This window comes from Leifsonia sp. RCC_180, assembly GCF_058138205.1.
Map to the genome: position 1 here is coordinate 1,579,322 of NZ_CP200340.1, position 13,079 is coordinate 1,592,400.

Genomic DNA, 13,079 nt, shown 5'->3' on the forward strand with positions numbered 1-13,079 from the left:
GCCAGGTGTCGGCGGTGACATGATGGGTGGATGGACGAGCGTACGACTCTGGAGAACGGCCTTCTCGACACGGGGCTGGGCGGGAGCCTGGGCAGCGATTTCGACGACGACTTTGCTCCCTTCATCTACGAGCCCGACCCCACGCTTCCGGACAACCGGTACCTCGACCGCGAGCTGAGCTGGCTGGCGTTCAACCAGCGGGTGCTCGAACTCGCCGAGGATCCGCTGCTGCCGGTCCTCGAGCGAGCCAACTTCCTCGCGATCTTCGCCAGCAACCTCGACGAGTTCTTCATGGTCCGGGTCGCCGGACTCAAGCGGCGCATCGCCACCGGCCTCGCCGTTCCGACCAACGTCGGCCGCGCTCCGCAGGAGGTGCTCGCCGACATCTCCGAGAAGGTGCACGAGCTCCAGTTGCGTCACGCCCGCGCCTACCACGACCTCGTGCTCCCGGCGCTTCTCGAAGCGGGCATCTCCGTGGTCACCTACGACGGCCTCGACGACGCCGACAAGCTCCAGCTCCGCGAGATCTTCTCGCAGCAGATCTTCCCGGTACTGATGCCGCTCGCCGTCGACCCGGCGCATCCCTTCCCGTACATTTCCGGCCTCTCGCTCAACCTCTCGGTGCGTGTGCGCAACTCGCGCACAGGCAAGGAGCAGTTCGCCCGGCTCAAGGTGCCGCAGATGCTGCCGCGTTTCGTCCGCATCGACCAGCGCGAGACCGTCGGCCAGGTGCGTTTCATCACGCTCGAGGAGCTCATCGCCAACCACTTGGGCGACCTCTTCCCCGGCATGGAGATCCTCGACCATCACGTCTTCCGCGTCACCCGCAACGAAGACGTCGAGATCGACGAGGACGAGACCGAGAACCTCATCCAGGCGCTCGAGCGCGAACTGCTGCGCCGCCGCTTCGGGCCGCCCATCCGGCTCGAAGTGACCGACGACATGGATCCCGTGACCCTCGGTCTGCTGGTGCGCGAGCTGGATGTGACCGAGCAGGAGGTCTACCGCCTCCCCGCGCCCCTCGACCTCGGCGGCCTCTTCGACCTGGCCAAGATCGACCGGCCCGACCTCCACTACCCGAATCACGTGCCGACCACGCCGGCGCAGCTCATGCCGAGCGAACCGAACGCCAAGCCCGACATCTTCGCGGCGATCTCGCGGCAGGATGTCCTGGTCCACCACCCGTACGAGTCGTTCGCGACCAGCGTGCAAGCGTTCCTCGAGCAGGCCGCCGCCGACCCGCATGTCCTCGCCATCAAGCAGACCCTGTACCGCACCTCGGGCGACAGCCCGATCGTCGAAGCCCTGATCGACGCCGCCGAGTCGGGCAAGCAGGTGCTTGCCCTGGTCGAGATCAAGGCCCGTTTCGACGAGCAGAACAACATCTCCTGGGCCCGCAAGCTCGAGAAGGCCGGCGTCCACGTCGTGTACGGGCTGGTCGGGCTGAAGACCCACTGCAAGCTCGCCCTCGTCATACGCGAGGAGAAGGGCGTCCTGAGGAGCTACAGCCACATCGGAACGGGCAACTACAACCCGAAGACGTCCCGCATCTACGAAGACCTCGGACTCTTCACCGACGACGACCAGGTCGGCAAAGACCTGACCCGCCTCTTCAACGAGCTCTCCGGCTACGCCATCGAGAAGAAGTTCAAGCGGCTGCTCGTGGCTCCCCTGCACCTGCGCAAGGGACTCCTGAAGCGCATCGAGACCGAGCGGGCCAACGCCGAGGCGGGGCGCCCCTCCGGCATCAAGATCAAGCTGAACTCCATCGTCGACGAGGCCATCATCGACGCGCTCTACCGCGCCAGCAACGCCGGCGTGCCCGTCGACCTCTGGGTCCGCGGAATCTGCGGCGTCGTCCCGGGGCGCGAGGGGCTCTCCGAGAACATCAGAGTGCGCTCCGTGCTCGGCCGCTACCTGGAGCACTCCCGCGTCTTCGCGTTCGTCAACGGCGGTGAGCCGCAGGTCTACATCGGCAGCGCCGACATGATGCACCGCAACCTCGACCGCCGCGTCGAAGCCCTCGTGCGGCTGACCGACCCCGACCACCTGCGTGAGTTGGAGGACCTCTTCGCCCTCGCGTTCGACGAGCGGACCGCCACCTGGCGGCTCGATGCGGATGGCGTCTGGACGAGGCATCACCTCGACAAGGACGGCAAGCCCCTTGCCGACCTGCAGAGCAAGCTCATCCAGCAGTACAGCCACCGTCCGCGCAGCACCCGTACGGGAACGAGGCGGTGAGCCCGGCCATCTACGCCGCGGGCGCCCTCTGCTGGCGGGTCGTGGAGGACCGCATCGTCGTGCTCGTGGTGCACCGGACCAAGTACGGCGACGTCACCATCCCCAAGGGCAAGGTCGACCCCGGCGAGACGCTGCCGCAGACGGCCGTACGCGAGATCCTCGAAGAGACGGGGCTCAGGATCGGTCTGGGCGTCCCTCTCGGCGTCTCGACGTATGCGCTCGGGAGCGGCCGCGACAAGATCGTCCACTTCTGGGCCGCCGAAGTGTCCGACAAGGCCATCGAGCGGTCGACCTTCGTCCCCAACAGCGAGATCGCCGCCATCGAGTGGGTGACGATCAAGAAGGCGCGCGGCTACCTGACCTACGAGCGCGACGTCGAGATCCTCGATGCCTTCGACGGTCTCGTGCACCAGGGGATCACCTCGACGTTCGCCCTCATCGCGCTCCGGCACGGGAAGGCCGCCCCGCGTGACCGGTGGGACGGCTCCGACGCCGCCCGGCCCCTCACCGAGCGCGGCGTGAAGCAGGCTGCCGCCGATGTCGACACCCTGCAGGCGTGGCGTCCGAAGCGGATCGTGACGAGCGACGCCGTCCGCTGCGTCACCACCGTCGCCCCGCTCGCGGCGGCGACAGGCATCAAACCGCACCGCGAGCACGGCATCAGCCAGGAGGCCTACGAAGAAGGCCAGGGGGAGGTGCGGAGCGTCGTCGGCAAGCGCATCCGATCGCGGAAGACGGCGGTGCTGTGCAGCCATGGGCCTGTGCTCCCCGAGATCATGCGCGAGATCGCGCTCGCCACCGGAACCATGCCGGGCGCGTACCTGAACGACGCGGCCGACCTCGACACCGGCGGCTTCTCGGTGGTGCATCTCTCGGCCACGAATCCCGCCTCGGGCATCGTGTCGATAGAGACGTACGCTCCGGCCGACGAGCGCTAGAGCATCCGGCGGTCCTCGCCTGCAAAGTGACCGCAATTATTCCGCATAAATATGCAAACATTTCAGGCCTGATACGGTCTTCTGGTGTCACTCGGCACGTTTCATCGTCACCAGAGGAATTGAATGACCAGCTCAACGCGCATCCGTTTCGGGTCCATCGCTGCAGCGGCGGCCGTCGTCGCCGGGGGCTTCTTCGTCGCAACGCCGGCGAACGCCGCCACCACCGCCATCTCGACCGCCAGCAGCACGACGTTCACGGTCGGTGACTGGGGCACCGGTCTCGACATCACGGGAACCGGATTCACGCCCGGCGCCACGGTCAGCCTCGAACTCGTCAGCAGCCTGTCGCCGGCGACCCCGCTCGAGTCCGTGGACGTCTCGGCCGACGTGGACGCCGTCACCGGCGACCTCGCCGCCAGCTTCCTTCCGACCGTCGCTCTGACGCTCCCGGCAGCCGGCGAGACCCTGTCGGTGCAGGCCAACAGCGATCTGGACGGCGTGTCCAACGCGATCGACCTGACCATCAACGACGTCGTGTCGCCGCCGCCGACACTCGAGCCCAAGAACATCACGCCGAGCGTGACGACCATCACGGCTGCTGATTTCTCCGACCCGAACGTGGGAATCGGCGTTCACGCGGCGGGCTACACCCCCGGCGAGACCGTCACGATCACCGTCGACTACGCCGGTCAGACGTTCACGCTGACCGACGAGATCGCTGACGCGATGGGCGCCGTCGACTTCGGCTTCTTCCTTGAGACCGGTGTCGCCGTCAACGGCACCATCACGGTCACCGTCGCCGGTGCCACCGTGAGCCAGTCGGCCACCATCGAGGTCACCGACGGCGCCACCGACCCGGGCACCGGCGCTGGCCCTGGCATCGGCAACACCGCGGGCGGTGCCGCCACGACCACGGCCGGTACCCCGGCCACCACCCTCCCGGTCGTCGCTGGCTGACCCACCACAGACCGGCGGCGGTGCGGACGGAGAACGTTCGCACCGCCGCCGCTGTTAGCCCCTCGCCGACCATTCGTCTCGTCGACCGACCGACCGCAGACCGTCCGGAGACTCACATGACTCGCCCCCGCATCCTCGCCGCCGTCGCCGGCTGCACCGCCGCACTCGCTGTCGTTCTCGGTGTGAGCGCCTGCAGCCCCACTGTCACGCCCACGGCGACGCGCACCACGACAGCGACGCCCCAAGCCGGCCCCGCCCTCCCCGTAGGGCTCTCGCCCTCGCAGATCAAGGAGCTGCCCGGGGCGACCTACAACGCCGTGATCCCCGCACTGCTGCCGGCAACGACGACCGCGAAGGTCACTGCGGCGTACAGTCTGGCCTTCGACGCCGTACTCTACGGCGCCGACTTCCGGACGCCGGTCGCGCGTCTCGACGCCAAGAACTTCCTCGGAGAGGACACCGTCGTCGTCCGAGTCGCCCAGAAGGGCCAGTGGTCCCTCGTGCTCACCCCGGCGCGCAAGGAACTGCCGTCGAATGCCACCTCCAGTGAGCCGGCGCCCGCACAGAGCGCCGCGTGGATGCCGACCCGATACCTGCTCACTCCGATCCCCGTCACACGGAAGGTCGTGATCTCGACGTCGAAGCAGACCCTCAGCATCCTCAACGGCGAGGGCAAGGCCGTTCAGAGCTTTCCCGTCGGCGTCGGCACGAGCACGACGCCCACTCCGACCGGGACGGGCTACCTCCAGGCGCGCTACCTCGACCCGGCGCAGGGCCAGGGCGAGCACCGCATCCAGCTCACCTCGCTGCACGCGACGGCGGCGGATGAGCCCTACGGCGGTTCCGACGGCGGCCTGATCGGGATCCACTTCCAGACGACGGCGACCGGCGCCGTGTCTCACGGTTGCGTCCGGCTTTCCGCCGAAGCCATCGCCGCGGTGGACGCCCTCCCGCTCGGAACGGCGGTGCAGATCACGGGGTGATCCGCGGATTCACAGGACCGCAGGACCAAGAGAACACCCGGCGTTAACCTTCCGTTTACCGCTGCGGGGGACTCTGGACAGACACCGGGAATAGCGTCTCACGCGGGTCGCACCGACCCCGTCCTGTTGTTACTGATCCCCGAAGGGACAACTGTGAAACTCAAGCGCATCGGCGCTCCCGTGGCACTCCTCGCCGCAGCCGCCATCTCCCTCACCGCGTGTGCGGCGAACGAGGGCAGCACGCCGTCGACCACGACGGCCAAGGCCTCGAACCTGACCGGAACGCTGAACGGCATCGGCTCGTCCGCTCAGGGCGCGGCGCAGACCGTGTGGGCGGCCGGCTTCCAGGAGGCGAACCCCAAGGCCACCATCAACTACGACCCGCAGGGCTCCGGCGCCGGACGCAAGAGCTTCATCGCGGGCGCGGCCGACTTCGCCGGCTCCGACGCTGCGCTGAAGGACGAGGAGCTTGCCTCCACGTTCGCCGGCTGCGCCGCAGGCAGCAAGGGCATCGACCTCCCCGTCTACATCTCCCCGATCGCGATCGCGTACAACGTGGACGGCGTGAAGGACCTCAAGCTCGACGCCGCGACCATCGCGGGCATCTTCTCGGGCAAGATCACCACCTGGGATGACGCGAAGATCAAGGGCCAGAACTCGGGCGCGACGCTCCCGTCCGCTCCGATCACGGTCGTGCACCGCTCCGACGACTCGGGCACCACGCAGAACTTCACCGAGTACCTCGCAGCGAACGCGCCCGACGTCTGGACGGCTCCGGCCTCGCAGACCTTCCCGTTCCAGGTCGGTGACGCAGCTAAGGGCACCTCGGGTGTCGCGGACGCCACCAAGAACGCGAAGAACGCGATCACGTACATCGACGAGTCGGGCTCGGCGGGCCTCAGCATCGCCCAGCTCAAGGTTGGCGACAACTACGAGAAGATCAGCGCCGACGGTGCTGCCGCCGTGGTCGCCGCCTCCCCGATCGCGGACGGCCGTGAGGCCAACGACCTGGCCATCAAGATCGATCGCAAGGACACCTCGAAGGGCGCCTGGCCGCTCGTCCTGGTCTCCTACGTGATCGCGTGCCAGGAGTACAAGGACGCCGCGAAGGCGGACCTCGTGAAGGGCTACGTCGACTACATCATCTCCAGCGACGCCCAGAAGGCCGCCGCGGAGCAGGCCGGCTCGGCCCCGCTGTCGAGCGACCTGGCGGACAAGGTCTCGAAGGCCACCGCCAGCATCAAGTAACACCGGACCGCTCGGCCTGGGCTGCACTCGCTGCCCGGGCCGAGCGGCGCTTCCGTCCTCAGCCTCCCCCAGGCGCACCCGATGAGAGAAAGCACTAAATGACCGCCGGAACCGCAGGAGCCATCAGGCCGAAGGCGAAGATCCGCCTCGGCGACCGGGTCTTCTCCAGCAGCACGATCGTCGCAGGATCCCTGATCCTCGCCACCCTGGCCGCCGTGGCGCTGTTCCTGGTCGTCCAGAGCATCCCGGCCCTGTTCGCCCACGCGGGCGAGCTCCCCAACAACGCCACCAACTTCTGGTCCTGGGTGTGGCCGCTGGTCTTCGGCACCATCTGGGCAGCGCTGATCGCCCTCCTGATCGCGACACCGCTCTCCATCGGCATCGCCCTGTTCATCTCGCACTACGCGCCCCGCCGGGTCGCCGCCGCGCTCGGCTACATCATCGACCTGCTCGCGGCCGTCCCTTCCGTCGTCTTCGGCCTCTGGGGCATCGCGACTCTGGCTTCCTTCGTCCAGCCGTTCTACGTCTGGCTCGGTGAGAATCTGGGCTGGATCCCGCTGTTCGCACCCCCGGTCTCCGGCACGGGGCGCACCATCCTCACGGCGGGTCTCGTGCTCGCGGTGATGGTGATCCCGATCATGACCGCCATCTGCCGTGAGATCTTCCTGCAGACGCCGCGTCTCCACGAGGAGGCCGCACTCGCCCTCGGGGCGACCCGCTGGGAAATGGTCAAGATGGCCGTGCTGCCCTTCGCGCGCAGCGGCATCATCTCCGCGATCATGCTGGGTCTCGGCCGTGCCCTCGGCGAGACTCTCGCCATCGCTATGGTCCTCTCCCCGGCACTCATCGTGAAGTTCGCGGTGCTGCAGGCGCAGAGCCCGAACACGATCGCCGCGAACATCGCCCTCCAGTTCCCCGAGGCGACCGGCATCAGCGTCAACGCGCTCATCGCCTCGGGACTCGTCCTGTTCGTGGTGACCCTGCTCATCAACATGCTCGCCCGCTACATCGTCAGCCGCCGCAAGGCCTTCTCTGGAGCGAACTGATGGCCACCACGACCGCCGGCGCCCCGCCGCGTCCCCTCGCCAACTCCTACACCGCCGGAAAGCTGCCCGGCTGGGCTCCGTGGACGATGCTCGTCGCATCCTGGATCATCTTCGGCGCCGTCTTCGCCATGCTGGCGGCAAGCGGGGCCACCAAGGACTTCAACATCGTCGGTGCCGTGTTCTTCGGAACCGTGTTCTTCGACGTCGCGATCTACGCCACCTCTCTGTTGATCGAGGGTTCCCGCAAGGCGGCGGACCGGCTGGTCACCTCGCTCGTCGCCACCGCCTTCATCATCGCGCTGCTCCCGCTGATCTCCCTCGGCTGGACGGTCATCGCGCAGGGCCTCGCCCGCTTCGACGTCGCCTTCTTCTCGGAGTCGATGCGCAACGTGATCGGCGCGGGCGGCGGTGCGCTGCACGCCATCACCGGGACGCTCGTCATCACGCTCCTGACGGCCGTCATCTCGGTACCGATCGGACTGCTGACCTCCATCTACCTGGTGGAGTACGGGCGCGGGATGCTGGCCCGCGGCATCACCTTCTTCGTCGACGTCATGACCGGCATCCCGTCGATCGTCGCCGGCCTGTTCGCCTACGCGCTGTTCGCCCTGATCTTCGGTCCGGCGGTCCGCAACGGCTTCATGGGCGCCATCGCACTCTCCGTGCTGATGATCCCGGTCGTGGTCCGCTCGAGCGAGGAGATCCTGCGGATCGTCCCGAACGAGCTGCGCGAGGCGTCGCTCGCCCTCGGCGTCCCGAAGTGGCTGACGGTCCTGAAGGTCGTGCTGCCGACCTCCATCGCGGGTCTCGTCACCGGCGTGATGCTCGCCATCGCCCGCGTGATCGGCGAGACTGCGCCGCTGCTGATCGTCGCCGGTTTCACGACCAGCATGAACTACGACCCCTTCAACGACCGGATGATGACCCTCCCGGTGTTCGTGTACACCCAGTACACGCAGGCGGCCGGGCTGCACGCGCAGGCCTCCATCGACCGCGCGTGGACGGGCGCCCTCGCCCTGATCATCATCGTGATGCTGCTCAACCTGGCCGGGCGCATCATCGCCAAGGTCTTCGCCCCCAAGTACGGCCGCTGACCGCGTCCGCCACCCGAACAATCTCCGCTACCCGAGAAGTCAAGGAATAACGTGTCCAAGCGCATCGAAGTCAACGACCTCAACGTGTACTACGGCAGCTTCCGCGCCGTCGAGGGCGTGTCGCTCACCATCGAGCCCCGCACCGTCACCGCCTTCATCGGCCCGTCGGGATGCGGCAAGTCGACGTTCCTCCGCACCCTGAACCGTATGCACGAGGTCATCCCGGGCGCGTACGTCGAGGGCGAGGTGCTGATCGACGGCAACAACCTCTACGGCACGGGTGTCGACCCGGTGCTGGTGCGCCGCCAGGTGGGGATGGTGTTCCAGCGCCCGAACCCGTTCCCGACGATGAGCATCCGCGACAACGTGCTCGCCGGCGTCAAGCTCAACAACCGCCGGATGTCGAAGAGCGATGCGGACGACCTCGTCGAGAAGTCGCTGCAGGGCGCGAACCTGTGGAACGAGGTCAAGGACCGCCTTGCCCTCCCCGGCTCCGGGCTCTCGGGTGGCCAGCAGCAGCGTCTGTGCATCGCCCGCGCCATCGCGGTCTCCCCCGACGTGCTGCTGATGGACGAGCCGTGCTCCGCCCTCGACCCGATCTCGACCCTCGCGATCGAGGACCTGATCGAGGAGCTCAAGAACGACTACACGATCGTCATCGTCACCCACAACATGCAGCAGGCGTCGCGCGTCTCCGACCGCACCGCGTTCTTCAACATCGCGGGCACCGGCAAGCCGGGCAAGCTGATCGAGTACAACGACACGAACCAGATCTTCTCCAACCCGACCGTTCAGGCCACCGAGGACTACGTCTCCGGCCGCTTCGGTTGATCGGCCACCCCCGCATGTAGGCTGCCGAGCATGGGCCCAGCCATCGGTGACATCCTGCCCCTCGCCATCGGGATCGCGATCAGCCCCATCCCGATCATCGCTGCGATCCTCATGCTGCTGTCGCCGAAAGCGCGCGGCACGAGCGTCGGCTTCCTGATCGGCTGGGTGCTGGGCATCGTGGTCGCGGTCGTCGTGTTCACGCTGCTGTCGTCGATCATCCCGCAGGACAGCGGCGGCTCGAAGCCGATCGCCGGCGTCATCAAGATACTGCTGGGCCTCGGACTGTTGTTCCTCGCGTTCCGGCAATGGCGCGGGCGGCCCGCTGCAGGCGTCGAGCCGGCCATGCCGAAATGGATGTCGGCCATCGATACGATGACCGCAGCACGTGGACTCGTGCTCGGGTTCCTGCTCTCGGCGCTGAACCCGAAGAACCTGCTGATGGGGGTCGCCGCGGGAGTCGCCGTCGGGTCCGGCGGGCTCACCGTCGGGGAGTCCGCCGTCGTGATCGTCGTCTATACGATCATCGCGTCCATCACGGTCGCCGGCCCGGTGATCGCCTACCTCGTCGCATCCACGCGGATGGTCGGGCCGCTCGAATCCCTGCGCGGCTGGCTGCTCCACAACAACGCGACCGTCATGGCGGTGCTGCTGCTCGTGATCGGCGTCGTCCTGATCGGCAAGGGCATCGGCAGCTTCTAGCGCGCCGCTCGCCGGCCCGGGCTGGACGACTAGGAGGCGATGGTGACGACCGGCTGCGTGGTCGGCTGATCGGATCCGCCGCGCGGTTCGACCGTGACGCCGACCGTGTCGCCCGCGGCCATGTCGCCGGCGAGGACACGCCAGGTCGACCCGGAACCCTCCGGGTTCATGGTGCCCGCCGGAATGGCCTTGCCGTCGCGCATGTACCAGAGCTCGTAGGTCTTGTCGTTCGGCAGGGACGGCAGGTCGTTCGCGACGAGCGCTGAGCGCCCCAGCTCACCCGACCAGACCAGGGTGGCGGTTCCTCCGCCCTCGATCGACGCCGTCGCGCGCTGAGCGTCGGGCGCCGCGTTGATCTCGGCGAGCGCGGACGCCTGCTGCGCCTGGTAGGAGTTGTTTCCGGAGAGGGTGGAACCGACGAAGGCGCCGCCGATGAACAGCACGACCGCGGCGGCCGCGGCGGCGAGGATGAGTCCGGGGCGCTGGAACCAGCGGCGCTGGGCGGTGCGCTCGGCGGGGCCGGCGGGTGCGGTCGGCGCGGCAGGTGTAGTGGGTTCCGGCGCATTTGCCGGAGCGGGCTCGGCGGCCGGCGCGGCAGTGGAAAGACCTGGCACGGCATCCTGAGCGGGCAGTTGCGGCGTGCCCGCCAGCCGGGCGAACAGCGCCGCCTTCAGCTCCGGGCGTGGCTCCACGGGGTCGGCGGCGAGGGCAAGTTCGGCGGCGACGTCCTCGAAGGCGCCAGCCTCCTGGTCGTCGTCCGCACCGAGGCGGTAGCCGAGGCGCGCACCGTCGCGGTGGTCGTCGCGCTCGTCCTCGTAGCTCATGTCGTCACCCCCAGTTCCTCTCGCAGCCGTATCATCGCATCGCGCAGCCGAGTCTTGGCTGTGCCGAGCGGGATGCCCAGTTCGGCCGCCACTTCGGACTGGCTGAGCCCGCCGTAGTAGGCAAGGGTGACGGCCCGTCGCTGCGGCTCACTCAGTTTCGCCATGGCCACCTCCACCCTCTCGTGCTCGACGCGCACCTCGACCGTCTCGGCCACCTGGTCGTACGCGGTCGGCAGGTCCCGGATACCGATCGCGGTGTCCCGGTCGCGCGACGCCTGAGAGGCGCGGATCCGGTCCACCGCGCGCCGGTGTGCCATCGTCAGGATCCACGTCTGCGCTCGACCTTTATTCGGATCGAACCGCGCAGCGGATTGCCACGCCTCCAGGAACACTTCCTGGGCGACCTCCTCCGACTGGGCACTGTCGATGAGGAGCCGGCGGATGAGCCCGAGGACGCGCGAAGCGGTCAGGTCGTAGAAGCGCGAAAAGGCGTCCTGGTCGCCGGACGCCGTGCGGATGAGGAGCGCGTCGAGGTCGGCCGCAGGGGCGTCGTCCACGTCGTCTCCGCTCCTCGTCCGGTCCGTCAGCGGGTGAGCGCTGCCTCTGACAGGCTGCCTGCGAAAGGCTGCCTCTACAGAAAGTGCCGGGCCGCAGAACGCCTCTCGGCGCGAGGCCGCTCGAAGCGGCTAGTTTTGGAGCCCGGGGTTACTGCGGCCCGGCGACATCAAGTGTACAGGAGCGGTTCTGCGCGTCGCCCGGCGTGGCGTTCGCGGCCCGAGAACGCGGATCCCGTCGGAGGGGTTGACCGCTCGCGTCGCCTAGTCGAGTGAGTCGGAGCGCCACAGCCGGGCGCATGCCGTCAACTCCTCAGCCGTGCGGGTGAAGCGCAGGGCACGCGTCGTCAGCTCGCTGGCACGCTCCGGGTCGAGCACGTCCCGGTCGTCGGCGACGGATGCGGCACCCGCCGCGGCGACCCGGCAGAACGCCGCAGCACGGTCCAGCGCCACAGCGAAGTCGCCCTCGAACAGCCCACGCAGGATGCGGTCCGCAAGCTCGGTGATCTCGGTCGGTCCCGTCGGATTCGGCGCACCAGCGACGACGGCGTCGATCGACCCGAGCACCTCGGTCCCCCGCTGGTAGAGGTACGCGGTGCCCTCCGCATCCTGCCGGATCAGCAGTCGCAGCAGGTAGATCCGCCACAGCGCGCCCGGCAGCGTGCGCGGGTTCGACCGCGACCACAACTCGGCGAGCGCGTCGATGCCGTGGGCGTCGGTGAACGCGACCAGCCGGTCCACCACCTCCGGGTCCGGGTTCTCGCGCACCCGGGCGAGCAGCGCTCGCGCCGTCTCGTGCGCGACCCGGCTGATCTGCGCGGGATCCTCGCCGCCCATGAAGGCCTCGAACATCCCGCTCGTGAACAACGCCGGCTTGTGGAAGCGGTCAGACATCCCCCTATTCTGCCCCTGCGACGCGACCGGGTGAATCCACGCTAGATTGGAGGCGAGGGCCTGTAGCTCAGTTGGCAGAGCATCGGACTTTTAATCCGCGGGTCGTGGGTTCGAGCCCCACCGGGCCCACCCTCTTCTCCGCATGCGAGCTGGCCGCGAAGCCGAGCGCACTCGATCTCTTGAGTCACGTGAGTGGTACGATATCCAGTACCACTTGGAGGAATCATGGCCATCACGGCAAGCGAAGCGCGCAGCGACCTCTTTGGGCTCATCGAGCGAGTCAATCTCGATCAGACCGAGGTGGAGATCACGTCCAAGCGCGGCTCAGCCGTGCTGATGTCGAAAGACGAATACGACTCGCTGCTCGAGACCACGTACCTCCTGCGCTCCCCCAAGAACGCACGCCGCCTGATCGACGCCATCGAAAGCGCCCGCGCCGGAGACACCACCGAGCACGACCTCACCAGTGAGTGATCGCAAGCTCGCCTGGACCACCGGCGGCTGGGAGGACTACGTCTACTGGCAGGGCCAGGATCGGCGAACGCTCAAGCGGATCAACCTCCTGATCGAAGACATCCTGCGGGACGACCCTTTCGACGGTGTCGGCAAGCCAGAACCGCTGAAGCACGCGCTAGCAGGAGCGTGGTCGCGGCGCATCGACGAAGCGAATCGACTCGTATACCTCGTCGACGACGCCAACGTCATCATCCTGCAGGCTCGTTACCACTACTGATGTGAGGGCACCCGCCGAGCGGTGACTAGTTGTAGCG

14 protein-coding genes and 1 tRNA gene are annotated in these 13,079 nt (G+C 67.9%); 12 read left to right on the forward strand and 3 right to left on the reverse strand.

All coding sequences use genetic code 11. The annotated features are described in order from the left end of the window. Positions 1-30 precede the first annotated feature (30 nt). From AB7E03_RS07815 to AB7E03_RS07855, 9 genes are all read left to right on the forward strand, one after another. Complete coding sequence (locus AB7E03_RS07815) at positions 31-2,241, forward strand: RNA degradosome polyphosphate kinase (protein ID WP_489940765.1); 2,211 nt, start codon at positions 31-33, stop codon at positions 2,239-2,241. Beyond that, positions 2,238-3,179 carry an NUDIX hydrolase gene (locus tag AB7E03_RS07820; protein WP_489940767.1) on the forward strand — a complete coding sequence of 314 codons (942 nt, stop codon included), beginning with the start codon at positions 2,238-2,240 and terminating at the stop codon, positions 3,177-3,179. Before AB7E03_RS07815 ends, AB7E03_RS07820 begins: the two co-directional genes overlap by 4 nt. 123 nt (positions 3,180-3,302) lie before the next feature. After that, positions 3,303-4,136, forward strand: a complete 834-nt coding sequence (locus AB7E03_RS07825) for a hypothetical protein (protein ID WP_489940769.1) — start codon at positions 3,303-3,305, stop codon at positions 4,134-4,136. Between the two features lie 116 nt (positions 4,137-4,252). Next, positions 4,253-5,119, forward strand: coding sequence for a L,D-transpeptidase (locus AB7E03_RS07830; protein ID WP_489940771.1), 867 nt, complete (start codon positions 4,253-4,255; stop codon positions 5,117-5,119). Positions 5,120-5,272: 153 nt separating this feature from the next. Further along, on the forward strand, positions 5,273-6,367 hold the full coding sequence (gene pstS / locus AB7E03_RS07835) for a phosphate ABC transporter substrate-binding protein PstS (RefSeq protein ID WP_489940773.1): 1,095 nt from the start codon (positions 5,273-5,275) through the stop codon (positions 6,365-6,367). 98 nt (positions 6,368-6,465) lie between these two features. Beyond that, entirely contained in the window at positions 6,466-7,413 is a 948-nt protein-coding gene (pstC, locus tag AB7E03_RS07840; RefSeq protein ID WP_441781473.1) for a phosphate ABC transporter permease subunit PstC, read from the forward strand. Next, a complete protein-coding gene (pstA, locus tag AB7E03_RS07845; protein WP_489940775.1) occupies positions 7,413-8,507 on the forward strand; it encodes a phosphate ABC transporter permease PstA in 1,095 nt (364 codons plus the stop codon). Before pstC ends, pstA begins: the two co-directional genes overlap by 1 nt. A gap of 51 nt (positions 8,508-8,558) precedes the next feature. Beyond that, entirely contained in the window at positions 8,559-9,338 is a 780-nt protein-coding gene (gene pstB, locus AB7E03_RS07850; protein WP_489940777.1) for a phosphate ABC transporter ATP-binding protein PstB, read from the forward strand. Positions 9,339-9,368: 30 nt separating this feature from the next. Then, positions 9,369-10,037 carry a GAP family protein gene (locus AB7E03_RS07855; protein WP_489940779.1) on the forward strand — a complete coding sequence of 223 codons (669 nt, stop codon included), beginning with the start codon at positions 9,369-9,371 and terminating at the stop codon, positions 10,035-10,037. 29 nt (positions 10,038-10,066) lie between these two features. On the opposite strand, the gene AB7E03_RS07860 is transcribed toward AB7E03_RS07855, so the two are convergent. The 3 genes from AB7E03_RS07860 to AB7E03_RS07870 form a co-directional block, all read right to left on the reverse strand. Continuing rightward, positions 10,067-10,861: an anti-sigma factor gene (locus AB7E03_RS07860; protein ID WP_489940781.1), complete on the reverse strand. Its 795-nt coding sequence runs from the start codon at positions 10,859-10,861 to the stop codon at positions 10,067-10,069. Beyond that, a complete protein-coding gene (gene sigK, locus AB7E03_RS07865; protein ID WP_441781467.1) occupies positions 10,858-11,418 on the reverse strand; it encodes an ECF RNA polymerase sigma factor SigK in 561 nt (186 codons plus the stop codon). Before sigK ends, AB7E03_RS07860 begins: the two co-directional genes overlap by 4 nt. A gap of 261 nt (positions 11,419-11,679) precedes the next feature. Beyond that, complete coding sequence (locus AB7E03_RS07870) at positions 11,680-12,309, reverse strand: DNA-directed RNA polymerase subunit beta (protein WP_489940784.1); 630 nt, start codon at positions 12,307-12,309, stop codon at positions 11,680-11,682. A gap of 56 nt (positions 12,310-12,365) precedes the next feature. Between AB7E03_RS07870 and AB7E03_RS07875 the strand changes: the two genes are divergently transcribed. From AB7E03_RS07875 to AB7E03_RS07885, 3 genes are all read left to right on the forward strand, one after another. Continuing rightward, positions 12,366-12,438: transfer RNA gene (locus AB7E03_RS07875), tRNA-Lys, on the forward strand. Positions 12,439-12,534: 96 nt separating this feature from the next. Next, a complete protein-coding gene (locus tag AB7E03_RS07880) occupies positions 12,535-12,783 on the forward strand; it encodes a type II toxin-antitoxin system Phd/YefM family antitoxin (RefSeq protein WP_489940786.1) in 249 nt (82 codons plus the stop codon). Next, entirely contained in the window at positions 12,776-13,042 is a 267-nt protein-coding gene (locus AB7E03_RS07885; protein WP_489940788.1) for a Txe/YoeB family addiction module toxin, read from the forward strand. Before AB7E03_RS07880 ends, AB7E03_RS07885 begins: the two co-directional genes overlap by 8 nt. The last annotated feature ends 37 nt before the right edge of the window (positions 13,043-13,079 follow it).